At 33.4% G+C, this 545-nt stretch carries 1 protein-coding gene; it reads left to right on the top strand.

The window, feature by feature from the left end:
* Positions 1-327: 327 nt before the first annotated feature.
* Entirely contained in the window at positions 328-462 is a 135-nt protein-coding gene (locus ACE1CC_RS24620) for a hypothetical protein (RefSeq protein ID WP_413273077.1), read from the top strand.
* The last annotated feature ends 83 nt before the right edge of the window (positions 463-545 follow it).

The following is a 545-nucleotide window of genomic DNA, read 5'->3' as shown; positions in this document are numbered from 1 at the left end:
TAGCTTCTAAATTTTCCTTAAATTTTATGAAGAATTAATCTGCTTTACCGCAGTTCGACAATTGAACACTATTAATCATCAGAAATTAGGTAGCTTTGTCACTAATTTCCGACAACCTTTTTGGTAATTTTTATCTGCTACCAGGGTTTTAAAACTCCGATGATTTATTGGCAGCACCAAAAAATTACCGGGAAATCAACCCAGGTTATACCAGATTATATCAACAGTGTTTCAATGAGATTAAGTTACGGCTTTGATATCCGTAACCTTGACTATTTTGGGGCCATAAAATTTTTCCTATGCCAAAGGGTTTGTGATTTTTTTCTTGTGGATCGGTTTAGCGAGTTAGTCAATACAGGTGAGAAGAATTACAGTTTTGTGGGACATAATATTTCTCCAGGGCTAACTGTTTTGTCAATTTTGATTCTCGCTCAATTTAGTGAATTAGTCAATACAGTTTAAAATAATTACATTTTTTGGGGCCAGTTTTTGTAATAAATGTCTATTAATTTTTGTCCGGTTCTCTGCATTACTTTCTGTAGTAA

The organism is Floridaenema aerugineum BLCC-F46 (assembly GCF_041929345.1).
In the GTDB taxonomy this organism is placed as follows: Bacteria; Cyanobacteriota; Cyanobacteriia; order Cyanobacteriales; family Aerosakkonemataceae; genus Floridanema; species Floridanema aerugineum.
The sequence above is the reverse complement of the archived record's forward strand: the minus strand, read 5'-3'. Positions and strand labels throughout refer to the sequence as shown.